Genomic DNA, 12,476 nt, shown 5'->3' on the forward strand with positions numbered 1-12,476 from the left:
TCGTTGAAGCCGATTTTGTGGTGTCGACCGACTAATGCTGGATGTCTCGGGAACGTCCGGAAATACTTGCGGGCTCAGCCGAACCACGAGGGGCGACTGTCCGAGAATGGTCAATGCGCCTCGTGGGCTTCCGGGCTTGTAGGTGCCGATGAAGATCAGTCTTCGCGCGTGACCCGCGGTGCCACCGCGGAGTCTGCACCACTCGAGCACTGGACGTAATAGGTCAGTGCCGCGAGGCCGATGCACAAGGGTGCATACACGAACGTGTTGAGCTGCTGGAACTCCTCGGACGCATCGACATTCAAGGCGACCCCGCCGACACCACGGAGCAGCAGGCCACCGGACAGCGCGTACATCGCACCTCCACGGAGTCGATCCGGGCCGACTCGGGGCACTAGCCCGGCCTGCGACAGGACCAGGGCACCTGCGCCGACCAGCGCACCACCCATGAGCAGGTAGCTGGCCAAGGGCGCGGTGGACTCGCTGCTGCCGAATACCGCACTGCGAAACTCGCTGTCCGAGTGCCACGGCCACGGAGTCGCGGTCCAGAGCACGTGCATTCCGCCAATTGCCGTCAGGACAGCCGCTGTTGTAGTGCCGACCACCGTACGAAGCATGATGTGATCTCCTTAGTTCCTTCAGGGCTTTCGCGTATCGCCGACGCAGGTCAACGGCTTGCGTCTGGTATTTGTGGGGACGGCTGGCCCAGTGCGGAGGCACTGCGGCGCGCATGTCGCCGGGCGGCGATCAGCAGAGTCACGATGGATATCCAGGCCAGCAGCAGCGGGCTCGGCCCACCGACCAGGTCGCAGACGGTGATCCACGCCGCGACGCCCCAGGCGAGCAGCGGAGATGGGACGACGCCATGCCGACCCATCCGGCTGATCGCCACACCGAGCAGCAGCAGCGGAACGCCGAAACTTGCCACCGAGACGAAGAAGGCGCCCACCATCGGTTGCGGCGCGCCCAGATTCTGCGGGATGTCCCACAGCTCGCCGGACAGCCAGTCGTCGAGGAAGTCGCGGGTGAGGATGAGTGCGCCGACAGTATGACCAGCGCCGAGCAGAGCGATGAGACGGCCCGCCCAGACCACCGCGCGGGCGTTGTCGAATGTTGGAGTTTTCATGGTTTCGACTGTTGCGTGGCAACGATGTTCGGCGCTTCCCGCAGGCGAGTGAGTCGCCATCCCTCACACGGGGGAATCGACGGTACCGATGCTCTGGGAGAATCGGCGTGTGCAACTCCCGCGAACGCTACGGTCGGCGATGGGTCCGCTGCTGCGACCGTCGACGTATCTGCGCGGTGTTTACGTGGCGCTCGGTGGGGTCGCGTCCATCCCGTATGTGGGGCTCGCGGCGGTCTTCGTGATCGGTATGCAACGCGAGGAGGCCACCGTGGGCGCCCTTGCTCTCATCGCCGCGCTCGCCCTCGGTACGGCGGTGGTCGCCGTGGGTGTGACGCTGCTCCCGGCGGTGCGTGCGCTCGAAATAGCGGTCGTCCGAGCGCTTTTGGGTGTGACGCTGCCGGATCCGGAGCCCTCGTCGGGTCATACCTGGGAGTCGCGCACGCGCGGAGCCGTCTGGTATTTCCTGACGCTGGTCGTCGGTGGTTGCGCGACGAGCGTGGTGGTGTGGGCCATTCCGACGGCCGCCACGATGCTCGTCGTGCCGTTCATTCGTTCGCACGAAGCGACACTGCAGCTGACCGAGCGGTTCACGGTGATGGCCCCCAGCATGTCGGCGGCCATCCTGACCAGTTTCGCGGGTGCCGGGCTGCTGGTTGGCGCGGTGTACGTCATGGCGGGAGCCGGGGCGCTGCTGGTGCGACTGGCACCGGCACTGCTCGGACCGACGCAGGCCGATCAGGTGGCCGCGTTGCGCCGCCAAGAGCGCAGGCTCGCCGCGGGAAACCGGCTCGCCCGCGAGCTGCACGATTCGGTCGGTCACGCGCTGACGGCGATGACGATGCAGGCCGGGGCGGCCGGGCGGGTGCTCGACCACGATCCGGAGTTCGCCCGGCAGGCGCTGCACCGGATCGCGGACACCGGACGAGCCGCCCTGGACGAACTCGATCAGGCGCTCGGCATGCTGCGCCGCGGCCTCGATGCGGAACTGTCCGGCTCGACGCTGGCGGGCATCGACCGGTTGATGGCGACCTACAGCGGTGTACGGGTGGACACCACTATCGTCGGCGATCTGAATGCCGTGCCCGACTTGGTATCTCGCGAGGCCTTCCGGGTGCTGCAGGAGGCGCTGACCAATGCCGTGCGGCACGGCGACGGTGGCGCGATCGACCTTGCCGTGTGTGCGTCGCCGCCCGTCGTAGAGCTCGAGATGTCCAACGGGGTGACCTCGCGATCGCCGGTCGGCCACGGGCGTGGATTGATCGGGATGCGGGAAAGGGTGCTCATGCTCGGTGGCGAGTTACACGCGGGTCCGGCGCGTGATCGCTGGTCGGTGCGCGCCACCCTGCCGTGGGCGGCGACGCCGTGATCGCGGTGCTCGTCGTCGACGACGACCCGCTGGTGCGCACCGGTTTGCGCGCGATCCTGGATGCGGAGCACGACATCGAGGTGGTGGGCGAAGCGCAGGATGGCAGTGAGGTTCTCGACCGGGTGCGAGCCCGGCGGCCGGATGTCGTGCTGATGGATGTCCGAATGCCGACAATGGACGGCATCGCCGCCACTCGCCAGCTGGTGACCACGGTGCCCGACGCGCCGAAGGTCGTGGTGATCACGACCTTCGAGAACGACTCCTACGTCTACGACGCGCTGCGAGTCGGCGCGGCGGGCTTCCTACTCAAGCGGGCTCGGCCCACAGAAATCGTGCAGGCTGTCCGCACGGTCGCGACGAGCGACTCGGTACTGTTCCCGAGCGCCATCCGCTCGCTGGTCGCCGCGCGCGGTGGTGTTGCGAATGACGTTATGGCACAAGCGAAACTGACCGAGCGCGAAACCGAGGTACTGCGCGCGATGGCGAGCGGGCTGAGCAACGCCGAGATAGCGACAGCGATGTTCCTGGGTGTCGAAACCGTCAAGACGCACGTGGGCAATGTGTTGATGAAGCTCGGCGCGCGGGATCGGACGCAGGCGGTCATCGCCGCCTACGAATCCGGCTTCATCGCGCCGGGTCGCTAGCCGGGCACCTACAGTCACGTGGTCCCAACGGACACATGTTCGGCCGGATCGAGCTCGAGGGTGACCGGGACAGCACCGACGAGATCGAACATCGCCGACCCCGCGGTGAGCGCGGCAGCGCTCGGGTCCACGCTTGTGTTTTGCCCGGAGACGAGTCTGCTGTTCTTCTATGAAAGATGTTGGGCACAGGCAGGATTCGTCTGGAGTCGGAGGTCCGTTTCCGCGGCGGGGCGCTATACACATGGGAACAGGACCGACCAGTATCTTCTTGGCGGTCAGTTGGCGATCGATGCTGAATTCGAGCAGCGGCGAGCAATAGGTGTGGCGCGCGGGATTTTCTGGGGTTCGTGGCCCTAGTGCTGTCGCCCGGGTGGAACGCTCACAGCCGGTGAAGACCCTAGAGCCCCCACCGACTCAGCCGTGGGCGTAGCGAATTGAGGATGTTGACGGGACACCACGACACTGCGAGTGCCGTCGTCCGTGATGCCGTCTCGGGTTTGTAGCCGGGGATGTCGTCGTCGTGCATCCAATACCTTCCACCGCAGGACAATTCGATCGAGAACAGGCCCAGGCCGTAGCGGGCGCCGTTCCCCGGTAGGGCCCGTGCTGGGGGCCGCTCAGGGCGAGGGGTCCAGCCCGGTCCGGCGAGCGCCAGGAGCGCGGCGGCCATCGTGATGGTTCCGACGATTACGGCGAGGAACGCGATGTGCTTCCAGGTCCAATGGCCGCTGGAGACCAGACGCAGCCGGGCAGGTCCCGATATGTGAGGACGAGATCGAGGCTTCGTGTACCGCGATGTTCAACGACCGGCGCGTCTAGACCAACATCGACACGTGGAAAGTCAATAGGATGCGGCGTAACCCGATGCGATTTGCGCGGCAACCACCGGGGGCCGGAAATCGCCGCAACCGCACAGCTCCTCGACATCGACGGCACCAACCGCGTTCGGCACTTGATTGCCGAGAAGTATGGCCTGCGTGGGCATTTCGCCCTCCACGTCAACCGAATACTGCGCGGCAAGAACACCTCCGTCGGCATCGCGATCAGACGCACCCGGTTGGGCGACTGATCCATCGGGCTTGCCCCAACGCCACAGGCGAAATATCGCCCTACTCGATGCGCCGCCCTACTTGACACTCAATCTTTCCGCGGCACCAGAGCAACTGCTCCAGCTGCTCTTCGAAGTCACACAGCTCACCATTCAGCTGAGCGACGACAGCACGGATGTCACGATAACCATCAAGCTGCCCGCGAGTAGTGGTGCGCTCGGAAGGATTCGAACCTCCAACCCCCTGGCTCGTAACCAGGTGCTCTATCCGTTGAGCTACGAACGCGTCGCCCGCTTGCACGAGCTGGTTCCCCCGGCGAGATTCGAACTCGCACCTCCCGGAATCTAGGTCCGGTGCCTCTACCGATTGGGCTACGAGGGATCGGGTTTCGTATCCGTGGGTGGGGTCGAACCACCGGCCTGCACCTTCGGAGGGTGCCGCTCTTCCTCTGAGCTACACGGATTTGAAACACGGGTGGCAGCAGGAGGATTCGAACCTCCGGTGGTGAATACACCTGATTTACAGTCAGGCCCCTTCGGCCGCTCGGGCATGCTGCCTTGATTGTCGCTATGGAGTTGTCGAGCACGGACGGCGGGACTCGAACCCACAACCGGCGGCTTTGGAGGTCGCTGCTCTCCCAGTTGAGCTACGTCCGTATACACGAAAAAGGGGTCACCCCTTGGCGTTCGCCGCGGAGTGACCCCTTGCTCGGGTCTGTGAAGACACGGGTCAGGGGCCGCTCCGGACGTTCAGCCGTCGATAGCTGACCGTTGATAGCACGGCATTGGCGCGCGACCGCCAGGCACCACTGCGCGACCACTGTCGCTGCTGGGTCCCGGTCATCGTCTTCGCCTTCCTGGTGGTGTGCTTCTGTGGTACCGACGTTAACATCCGAATTTCCGGATGGGAACTCAATTTCGGGGTTCAGAAAGTTCGGTTGTTCTCCCGGGCGATCGTGAATCCGGTGCCCGTGCTGTCGTTTGTGCAGGTCACCCCGGCCTCGGCGGAGTCACAGGTGAACGGTCCGACGGTAAGCACCCCGCCGTATGGCAGCACCCGGCCGCCGCCACGACTTCCGCCATCGATCGGCGCGCCGACGAACACGCCCTGGTTCAAGCACCGTGCCCCCGAGTGCACGCCCACGGTGAGCGCACTCGCCTGTGGATTCTTGCTCCAGCAGTCCTTGAACTCCGCGGGCGCGGGCGCGGTGGGCCCCTGACAGCCGACCTGAGCGTTGTCGTCGATCGGCTGATCGAGGATCGCGCAGAGGAACGCGCCGCTCGGCGACTGGAAGTAGTACCCCACCTGCTGGCGGTACTGCGCCGGATCGACCGGACCGGACACCGGCGGCCGTGTCGCGGTGGGAGCGGACGAGGAGGTCGTCGGAGTCGGTGCGGCCGGCGAGCTTGCCGCGGGCGAACTCGGCAGCGCCGACCTGGACGTCGGTGTGGCCGAACCCTTGTCGTCGTTGCCACACCCGGCCAGCAACGCCAGCGCGACGGCGCACGGCACCACGGCGATACGAGCTCCTCGGATTTGCATGACGGCATTCTGTCCTGCGACAGCGAGCTTTCGGTCAGGACGCGTCGTTCCGCGTGTCGCCGCGTGAGTTTCGCTGTCGCCGCAGGTGGCGATCAGTTCTTGCGCGCCTGCAGGGTGTAGCTGAGCGGCAACCGTTCCGGATGGTCGGTGAGATGCCACTCACCACCGTCCCCGAGCGTCATCTGCCCGGGCAACGCGTCCCACGGCACGCTCCGATGCTCGGCCAGCCCGGTGATCGACAGGCCGGCGTTCAGCAGTGCGGTCACCAGATCACCGAACCCGTGGTTCCATTCGTGGGTCGTCGTGTGCTCGATTTCGGCGTCGGTCTCGACGTAGGTGCCGCCGTCGGAAAACACCATCGGCTCCGGCATTTCGAAGTACGGGTAACCGAGAACCAGTCGGTCCGTGTGGGTTTCGTCGGTGGCCCATAGCACCGGATGGCCTTCCCGGATGAACAGCCGTCCGCCGGGCCGTAGCAGTCCGGCGACGGTCCGCGCCCAGCGCTCGACGCTCGGAAGCCAGCACAGCGCACCGATTCCGGTGTACACGAGGTCGAATTGCGCACCGCCGAGCGCGGATACCGCGTCGTAGACGTCCGACTCGACGAAATCGATACGCGCATTGGTCTTTTCGGCGAGTGATCGGGCCTGCTCCAGCGACGCGGGCGAGAAGTCCAGCCCGGTCATGGTGGCACCGAGCCGGGCCAGCGAGAGCGTGTCGGTGCCGATGTGGCATTGCAGGTGCACCCCGCGCAGCCCGCTGATGTCGCCGAGCAGCGGCCGATCGAACCGCACCACCTCGCTGAGGAAGTCGGGTTCGGCCAGGAAGCGGGGTACCGCGTAGTCGCGCGATGCGGCGTGCACCGGTGCGCGTTCGTCCCAGTTGGCCCGGTTGAGGTGGAGGTAGTCGTCGGTCACGGTCGCCACTCTGGCATGAACGCCCCAGTGAACGCATGTGAAATTATGGTCAGCAACCAACCCGCTAGCCGACAAGAACGGACAAATCGGGCATGATGAACGCCATGACCTTCGTTATCGATCGACGCACCGCATGCAGGTAACCGCTGTCGAGTGGGTGATCACCATCGTGGTGATCCTCGGCTTGTTCGTCTTCGACTTCTTCGCCCACGTCCGCACCCCGCACGAACCGACCTTCCGCGAGTCCGGCTTCTGGTCCGCCGTCTATATCGGAATCGCCCTGGCCTTCGGCGGTTTCGTCGCCTGGCGGTGGGGTTCGACGTTCGCGGGGGAGTACTACGCGGGCTTCGTCACCGAGAAGGCGCTCTCGGTGGACAACCTGTTCATCTTCCTGATCATCATGTCCACCTTCGCGGTGCCGCGGATGTACCAGCAGAAGGCGCTGCTCATCGGCATCGTGATCGCGCTGGTGATGCGCGGGGTGTTCATCGCCGTCGGCGCGGCCGCGATCAGCGCGTTCAGCTGGGTGTTCTATCTGTTCGGCCTGTTCCTCGTCTACACCGCGATCAAGCTGATCACCGAGAGCGGCCACGAGGCCGAGCACGAGGAGAAGCGCGACAGTCGAGTCGTCGCGCTGGCCAAACGGGTACTGCCGACCACCGACAGCTACGACGGCGACAAGCTGGTCACCCGCGTCGACGGACGTCGCGTGGTGACCCCGCTGCTGCTCGCCTTGCTGGCGATCGGCTTCGCCGACCTGCTGTTCGCCCTGGACTCGATCCCGGCGATCTACGGTCTGACGAACGAGCCGTACCTGGTATTCACCGCAAACGCGTTCGCGCTCATGGGTTTACGGCAGTTGTACTTCTTGATCGGTGGACTCCTCGATCGTCTGGTCTACCTGTCCTACGGTCTGTCGGCGATCCTCGCGTTCATCGGGGTGAAGCTGGTGCTGCACGCGTTGCACGAGAACACATTGCCGTTCATCAACGGCGGCGAGCATGTCAGCGTGCCGGAAATCTCCACCGGGGTGTCGCTCGGGGTGATTCTCGGGATCTTGATCATCGCGACGGTCGCCAGCCTGCTGCGCACCCGCAAGGACTGATGCGCGTTCAGAACACCCGGTTGCTGTCCGGCGCGATCTCGAACCCGTGCCCGTCCTCGTCGTTGCTGCAGATGACGCTGAAAGTCTCGGCCCGACAGGTGAATCCGTGCGCGCGCAGGGTAGATCCGGCGGGCAGCACCGGTCCGACGCCGGTGCCGAACTCACCCGCGGGCCCGGTGTAGAAACCCTGATTCACGCAGAGATATCCGGCGTCCTCGCCGACCGCGACCGCGGCGGCCGTCGGATCGGTGCTCCAGCATTTCTGCAGGTTCGGCGGCGCGGGGCCGGTCGCGCCCTGACAACCCGCGGTGCGGCGGGGCTGGCCGGTCGGCTGGTCGAGGATGCCGCAGGTGAGCTGCCGGTCCGCCGTCTGGAAGTAATAGCCGTCGGCGTTCCGGTACAGCACCGGGTCGGCCATGCCGGGCTGGGTCAGCGGGCGGGCCGAAGAGGAAGTTGCTGGGTCCGATTTGTCCGGTACGCCCAGGTACGCGTACAACAGGCCAGCGGTGGCAGCCGTCGACGCGAAAACCGCTACGTATGTGCGCATGGCCGCGAGTCTGCCGTGTGGGGTAGGGGGTATGTCCGTATCGCGCACGGTGTGTCGCCGTAAGTTAGCTGACTTCGACTAACTACCCGGGCTCGCCGCCTGATTCCCCGCAGGAAGAACCGGTAAAGGGGGAATCAGGACGGGCGAACGGGTGACACGTTTCAGGACGCGAAAGCGCCGAGCACCGGCAGCCATTCGACGACGCGAACGTCATCGATCAGCTGCTCCCGCGCGAACGGATCCACCGCGAGCAGCGCGTTCAACGCCTCGACGTCCGCGGCCTGGAACAGCAGCAATGCGCCGGACCCGTCCGGGTACGGCCCGCTGGTCAGCAGCGCGCTCGCCGCGAGCTGATCGGCGAGCCAGCCGCGGTGCTCGGGGCGATAGGTGTCCCGGCCCGCGACCGTGGCCTCGGAGTAGGTGTAATGAACGGCGAAGATCGGCACGGGGAAATCGCTTCCTATGTCAGAGAGTAAGCAGCATCCGAGTATTACCGAGGGTGTTGGGCTTGACGTAGCTCAGGTCCAGGAACTCCGCGACACCGGTGTCATAGGACCGGCACATCTCCGCGTACACCTCGGCGGTCACCGGCGTGCCCTCGATCTCCGCGAACCCGTGCCGCGCGAAGAAATCCACCTCGAAGGTCAGCACGAACACCCGCCGCAGCTCCAGCTCGCGGGCCACCGCGATCAGCCGCTCCACCACGATCCTGCCGACGCCGCCGCCCTTGACATCCGGATGCACCGCGACCGTGCGCACCTCGCCGAGATCGGCCCACAGCACATGCAGCGCCCCGCAGCCGACCACCCGGCCGTCGAGCTCGGCAACCCAGAATTCCTGCACCGCTTCATACAGCGTGACCAGGTTCTTTTCCAGCAGTATCCGGCCGGCGTAGACATCGACGAGGCGTTTGATCTCGGGCACGTCGGAGGTTCGCGCGCGTCGGACGACCAGTGCGGAGCCCAGGGGGACGGCAGTCGACGCAGTCGACGGGGTGGGTAAGCCCTGCGCGCCTAGTGGCACGCTGGGATGCGCGTCGCTGGTCGAACCACCTAGTGGTCCCCGAGAGTTCATGGGGTGCAGAGTAGTCGGGTGGGTTACCGATAGGCTTAACGTGTGCCACACATCCAGTCGTCCCGCTCGCCGCATAATGCCGGGCAGTGGGTCCGGCATGACGCGCGCCGGGCAGGCGCCGGTCGTCGTCATGCCGTGCATTGCCTGGAGTGTTTATGAGTGCCCAGCCGGAAGAGATCGAGCGACGCTGGTCCGCGGCCAGTCCGATCCGCTCCGGCATCGTCGCGCCGCACGCCGAACCCGTGGTGCCGCTGATGAATATCGCGAACATCCTGACCATGCTGCGCATCGCATTGGTCCCGCTGTTCGTGGTCGCGCTGTTCGTCGACGGCGGGCACGAGCCGGTCTGGCGGATCGTGGCGGCCGCGCTGTTCGGCATCGCCGCGATCACCGATCGATTCGACGGGCAACTCGCGCGCAAATACGGGCTGGTCACCGACTTCGGCAAGCTCGCCGATCCCATCGCGGACAAGGCGCTGATCGGTTCCGCGGTGATCGGGCTGTCCGTGCTCGGCGATCTGGCCTGGTGGATCACCCTGGTCATCTGCGGCCGCGAGATCGGCGTGACGTTGCTGCGCCTGGCCGTGGTGCGCCGCGGCGTGATTCCCGCCGGACGCGGCGGCAAGCTGAAAACCCTTGTGCAGTCCCTCGCCATCGCGGTCCTGCTGCTGCCACTGGGCGGCTGGCCGGCTTCGGCGGGCATGGTGCTGATGTATGTGGCCGTCGCGCTCACCGTGCTCACCGGCCTCGACTATGTCGGCCAGGCACTGCGGGTGTGGTTCGCGGGCGGGCCGGGCCGAACGCGCGGCGCATGACGGCGACCTCCGCGGTGTCGACCGACCCGTTGCTGGTGGACGTGCCCGCCGCCGACCTGGTGCACGCGCTGACCGCGGCGGGGCAGACCGTCGCCACCGCCGAATCCCTCACCGCGGGGCTGTTATCCGCGACCATCGCCGGTGTGCCCGGCGCCAGCGCGGTGCTGCGCGGCGGACTCGTGGTGTACGCCACAGACCTCAAACACAGCCTCGGCGGCGTCAGCGACGAAGTACTGAAGACGGAAGGTCCGGTCGCCGCCAGCACTGCCGAACAGCTCGCGGTCGGCGCGCGCACCCGTTGCGGGGCAGACTGGGGAGTAGCGCTGACCGGTGTCGCCGGGCCCGATTCGCAGGATGGGCATGCGGTAGGCACCGTCTTCCTCGGTCTGGCCGGTCCGGGGCACACCGAGGTGATGCGGTTGAAACTCCTCGGGGACCGGTGGACGATCAGGATCAGTGCGACGCACATCGCCGTGCGCGAGTTACTGCGATGTGTACGACGACCGGACCCGAGTCCGGTCGGGCAGGGCGGGCAAGGCAAGTGATTTCCGCCGGGCGGGAACCAACCGGCCCTTGTCCGACGTTGTGCCAGAAAGAACGGCGTGCGTGGCACTCGTGAGTGTCATGCAGGTCCCCTGACAGGGAGCGAAGGAGAACGAGATGACGCTGCTGCGAGAGGCCATCGGGGACAGTCTGCGGCGTGCTCGTCTCGCCCAGAGCCGGACCCTGCGCGAGGTGTCCACCTCGGCGCGCGTGAGCCTGGGCTATCTCTCCGAGGTCGAGCGGGGCCGCAAAGAAGCCTCCAGTGAGTTATTGGCCGCCATTTGCGCGGCCCTCGATGTGCCGCTGTCCCGGGTGCTCTGGGATGTGAGCACGATCATGGCCGGTGCCGACGGCCTGCCCACGCGTACTCCGGCCGATGCCGCGGCCGCGCCGCTGCCGGTCGACGCGGAGCAGTCCACCGCCGCCGAGGCCGCGCCCGCCGCGGACGCCCCCGCCGCCGAGCCCGCGCTCGCACCCGCGAGTGCCAGTCTGTCGGTGGCCGGCGCGGGCGGACGGCCGCTGCCGCTGGCTATGGACACCCGAATCGTCATTCCCGCACCCAAGGCCGACATGCTGGTCCTGGTGAAGGGCATGTGACACCCAGCAAAAGGTGGCTGCCGCGGCAACGCTGCGGACCGGCGCCCGAAGCGGATAGATTCTCACTAGGCGTCGGTTGGGCCGGGTATACCCGGCCCAACGGCCGCATGGTGGAGGATAGGCACATATCGAGTGCGTGACGGTCGCGCACTGGAGCCGCGTCGAGGGCGCGGCACGTCAGATGGAGGCGGGATCAATCGATGGCTAATCCGTTCGTCAAGGCCTGGAAATACCTGATGGCCCTCTTCGATTCGAAGATCGAGGAGCACGCGGATCCGAAGGTCCAGATTCAGCAGGCTATCGAGGAAGCTCAGCGCCAGCATCAGGCCCTTTCACAGCAGGCCGCATCGGTCATCGGCAACCAGCGTCAGCTGGAGATGAAGCTGAACCGGCAGCTCGACGAGGTCGAGAAGCTCAATGCCAACGCGCGCCAGGCGGTCACGCTGGCCGACCAGGCGGCGAACGCCGGCGATACCGAGAAGGCAATCCAGTACACCAACGCCGCCGAGGCGTTCGCCGCACAGCTGGTCACCGCCGAGCAGTCGGTCGAGGACCTCAAGGTGCTGCACGACCAGTCGCTGCAGGCGGCCACCCAGGCCAAGAAAGCCGTCGAGCAGAACGCGATGCTGTTGCAGCAGAAGGTCGCCGAGCGCACCAAGCTGCTCAGCCAGCTGGAGCAGGCCAAGATGCAGGAGCAGGTTTCCGCGTCGCTGCAGCAGATGGATTCGACGCTGTCGGCGCCGGGCAGCACGCCGAGCCTGGACGCGGTGCGCGAGAAGATCGAGCGCCGCTACGCCAACGCGCTGGGTTCCGCCGAGCTCGCACAGAACACCGTGCAGGGCCGCATGCTGGAGGTGCAGCAGGCCAGCATCCAGATGGCCGGGCACAGCAAGCTCGAGCAGATCCGCGCGTCGATGCGCGGCGATCAGCTGCCCGCGGGTGGCGCGGCGCAGCCCGCCGTCAATCCCGCACCGGCTCAGGCCAATCCGGCGCAGCCGCAGATGAACAAGGGCCAGGCCGCACAGCAGTAACGGTTGGCCGCTCGGCGAGGACTTTGTCGGTGGTGGGTGGTTCACTGGCAAGCACTGCACGGGTACCCGGCGGGCCGGCCGTCGGCCGCGTCGGGACCGTGCTGGTCCGATCCGCGCTAC

At 66.4% G+C, this 12,476-nt stretch carries 15 protein-coding genes and 5 tRNA genes; 8 read left to right on the top strand and 12 right to left on the bottom strand.

From position 1 onward, the window contains the following. Positions 1 to 155: 155 nt before the first annotated feature. Positions 156 to 617: a DUF3995 domain-containing protein gene (locus tag ABZ942_RS03720; RefSeq protein ID WP_357378697.1), complete on the bottom strand. Its 462-nt coding sequence runs from the start codon at positions 615 to 617 to the stop codon at positions 156 to 158. A 50-nt stretch (positions 618 to 667) separates the two neighbouring features. Beyond that, a complete protein-coding gene (locus tag ABZ942_RS03725) occupies positions 668 to 1,126 on the bottom strand; it encodes a hypothetical protein (protein ID WP_357378699.1) in 459 nt (152 codons plus the stop codon). 109 nt (positions 1,127 to 1,235) lie between these two features. On the opposite strand from ABZ942_RS03725, the gene ABZ942_RS03730 reads away from it, so the two are divergent. The 3 genes from ABZ942_RS03730 (at position 1,236) to ABZ942_RS03740 (ending at position 4,205) form a co-directional block, all read left to right on the top strand. Beyond that, positions 1,236 to 2,492: a histidine kinase gene (locus tag ABZ942_RS03730; protein WP_357378701.1), complete on the top strand. Its 1,257-nt coding sequence runs from the start codon at positions 1,236 to 1,238 to the stop codon at positions 2,490 to 2,492. Then, a complete protein-coding gene (locus ABZ942_RS03735) occupies positions 2,474 to 3,136 on the top strand; it encodes a response regulator transcription factor (protein WP_357378703.1) in 663 nt (220 codons plus the stop codon). The genes ABZ942_RS03730 and ABZ942_RS03735 overlap by 19 nt, the downstream gene beginning before the upstream one ends. An 871-nt stretch (positions 3,137 to 4,007) precedes the next feature. After that, a complete protein-coding gene (locus tag ABZ942_RS03740) occupies positions 4,008 to 4,205 on the top strand; it encodes a hypothetical protein (protein ID WP_357378705.1) in 198 nt (65 codons plus the stop codon). Between the two features lie 189 nt (positions 4,206 to 4,394). Here the strand turns inward: ABZ942_RS03740 and ABZ942_RS03745 are convergent. From ABZ942_RS03745 to ABZ942_RS03775, 7 genes are all read right to left on the bottom strand, one after another. Then, positions 4,395 to 4,470: transfer RNA gene (locus ABZ942_RS03745), tRNA-Arg, on the bottom strand. 19 nt (positions 4,471 to 4,489) lie between these two features. Then, positions 4,490 to 4,566, bottom strand: a tRNA-Leu gene (locus tag ABZ942_RS03750). A gap of 10 nt (positions 4,567 to 4,576) precedes the next feature. Next, positions 4,577 to 4,648, bottom strand: a tRNA-Arg gene (locus ABZ942_RS03755). A gap of 12 nt (positions 4,649 to 4,660) precedes the next feature. Continuing rightward, positions 4,661 to 4,742: transfer RNA gene (locus tag ABZ942_RS03760), tRNA-Tyr, on the bottom strand. Between the two features lie 26 nt (positions 4,743 to 4,768). Beyond that, a tRNA-Trp gene (locus tag ABZ942_RS03765) sits at positions 4,769 to 4,841 on the bottom strand. 268 nt (positions 4,842 to 5,109) lie between these two features. Continuing rightward, complete coding sequence (locus ABZ942_RS03770) at positions 5,110 to 5,727, bottom strand: hypothetical protein (protein WP_357378707.1); 618 nt, start codon at positions 5,725 to 5,727, stop codon at positions 5,110 to 5,112. A gap of 92 nt (positions 5,728 to 5,819) precedes the next feature. Continuing rightward, positions 5,820 to 6,644, bottom strand: coding sequence for a class I SAM-dependent methyltransferase (locus ABZ942_RS03775; RefSeq protein WP_357378709.1), 825 nt, complete (start codon positions 6,642 to 6,644; stop codon positions 5,820 to 5,822). A 133-nt stretch (positions 6,645 to 6,777) separates the two neighbouring features. Here ABZ942_RS03775 and ABZ942_RS03780 point away from each other — a divergent pair, with 133 nt between their 5' ends. After that, the gene (locus ABZ942_RS03780; RefSeq protein ID WP_357378711.1) at positions 6,778 to 7,749 is read left to right on the top strand and encodes a TerC family protein; all 972 of its coding nucleotides are present in this window, start codon (positions 6,778 to 6,780) and stop codon (positions 7,747 to 7,749) included. A 7-nt stretch (positions 7,750 to 7,756) separates the two neighbouring features. On the opposite strand, the gene ABZ942_RS03785 is transcribed toward ABZ942_RS03780, so the two are convergent. The 3 genes from ABZ942_RS03785 to ABZ942_RS03795 form a co-directional block, all read right to left on the bottom strand. Next, positions 7,757 to 8,296, bottom strand: coding sequence for a hypothetical protein (locus tag ABZ942_RS03785; protein WP_357378713.1), 540 nt, complete (start codon positions 8,294 to 8,296; stop codon positions 7,757 to 7,759). Positions 8,297 to 8,457: 161 nt separating this feature from the next. Then, the gene (locus tag ABZ942_RS03790; RefSeq protein ID WP_357378714.1) at positions 8,458 to 8,742 is read right to left on the bottom strand and encodes a YciI family protein; all 285 of its coding nucleotides are present in this window, start codon (positions 8,740 to 8,742) and stop codon (positions 8,458 to 8,460) included. Between the two features lie 19 nt (positions 8,743 to 8,761). After that, the gene (locus ABZ942_RS03795) at positions 8,762 to 9,370 is read right to left on the bottom strand and encodes an amino-acid N-acetyltransferase (protein WP_357378716.1); all 609 of its coding nucleotides are present in this window, start codon (positions 9,368 to 9,370) and stop codon (positions 8,762 to 8,764) included. Between the two features lie 155 nt (positions 9,371 to 9,525). On the opposite strand from ABZ942_RS03795, the gene pgsA reads away from it, so the two are divergent. The 4 genes from pgsA (at position 9,526) to ABZ942_RS03815 (ending at position 12,356) form a co-directional block, all read left to right on the top strand. Beyond that, positions 9,526 to 10,185: a CDP-diacylglycerol--glycerol-3-phosphate 3-phosphatidyltransferase gene (pgsA, locus tag ABZ942_RS03800; protein ID WP_357378718.1), complete on the top strand. Its 660-nt coding sequence runs from the start codon at positions 9,526 to 9,528 to the stop codon at positions 10,183 to 10,185. After that, positions 10,182 to 10,730, top strand: coding sequence for a CinA family protein (locus ABZ942_RS03805; protein ID WP_357378719.1), 549 nt, complete (start codon positions 10,182 to 10,184; stop codon positions 10,728 to 10,730). Before pgsA ends, ABZ942_RS03805 begins: the two co-directional genes overlap by 4 nt. Positions 10,731 to 10,845: 115 nt before the next feature. Further along, positions 10,846 to 11,325: a helix-turn-helix transcriptional regulator gene (locus ABZ942_RS03810; RefSeq protein ID WP_357378721.1), complete on the top strand. Its 480-nt coding sequence runs from the start codon at positions 10,846 to 10,848 to the stop codon at positions 11,323 to 11,325. A 200-nt stretch (positions 11,326 to 11,525) separates the two neighbouring features. Further along, on the top strand, positions 11,526 to 12,356 hold the full coding sequence (locus ABZ942_RS03815; RefSeq protein ID WP_357378723.1) for a PspA/IM30 family protein: 831 nt from the start codon (positions 11,526 to 11,528) through the stop codon (positions 12,354 to 12,356). Positions 12,357 to 12,476 lie beyond the last annotated feature (120 nt).

The sequence above is a fragment of the Nocardia sp. NPDC046473 genome (assembly GCF_040645995.1).
In the GTDB taxonomy this organism is placed as follows: Bacteria; Actinomycetota; Actinomycetes; order Mycobacteriales; family Mycobacteriaceae; genus Nocardia.